Annotated in this window: 1 pseudogene; it reads right to left on the reverse strand. The window is 63.4% G+C overall.

The features are described 5' to 3' along the window. Positions 1-9: 9 nt before the first annotated feature. Positions 10-930, reverse strand: a pseudogene (locus ABFX23_RS17305) (IS3 family transposase); the annotation flags it as partial.

Genomic DNA, 930 nt, shown 5'->3' on the forward strand with positions numbered 1-930 from the left:
AGCAATGGGCTACGTAGCGGAGTCCGTAGGGCGTAGCGAAGCAGGCCATTGCTTATCCAGTTCGGCGGCGAACGCCGCCGGTGTTGCGTAGCCAAGCGATGAGTGCGGTCGCTCCCGGTTGTAATCATCCACCCAGGCGGCGATCTCGACACGGGCATGGGCCATGCTCAAGAACAGCGTCTCGTTCAGCAGCTCATCGCGCATGCGACCATTGAAGCTCTCGCAAAAGCCGTTCTGCATCGGCTTGCCTGGCGCGATGTAATGCCACTCCACGCCCATCTCCCCGCACCATGCCAGCACCGCATTGCAGGTCAGCTCAGTGCCGTTATCGCTGACGATCATGCCGGGCTTGCCACGCTGGCTGATCAGCTCCGTCAGCTCTCGCACGACACGGCGGCCTGAGATCGATGTGTCCGGCACCGCTGCCAGGCACTCCCTGGTCACGTCGTCGACTACATTGAGCACACGGAACCTCCTGCCCGACGCCATCTGGTCGTGCACAAAGTTCAGGCTCCAGCGTTGGTTCGGCAGAGCCGGCACCGGGGCAGGAGCCCTTGTGCCGACAGCACGCTTGCGGCTGCGTCGCCGCCTGACCGCCAAGCCTTCCTCCTGGTAGATGCGCTGGATCTTCTTACGGTTGATCATGATCCCCTCCCGGCGCAGCAGGATATGCAGCCGCCGATAGCCGAACCGACGACGCCGGTTGGCCAGCTCGCGCAGCCTCTCCCGAAGCTCGGCATCATCGTTACGCGTGGAACAGTAACGCACGCTCTTGCGATCGGCATCGACAACACGGCACGCCCGCCGTTCGCTCATCCCGTGGCACGCCTGGAGATGAGCGACAGCTTCCCGCTTCGCGGCGGGCGTCAAAACCTTTTGCCAGGAGATCCTTCAGTGCCGCCTTGTCCAGCATCGCATCGGCCAGCAGCC

It is taken from the genome of Erythrobacter westpacificensis (assembly GCF_039542285.1).
GTDB lineage: Bacteria > Pseudomonadota > Alphaproteobacteria > Sphingomonadales > Sphingomonadaceae > Alteraurantiacibacter > Alteraurantiacibacter westpacificensis.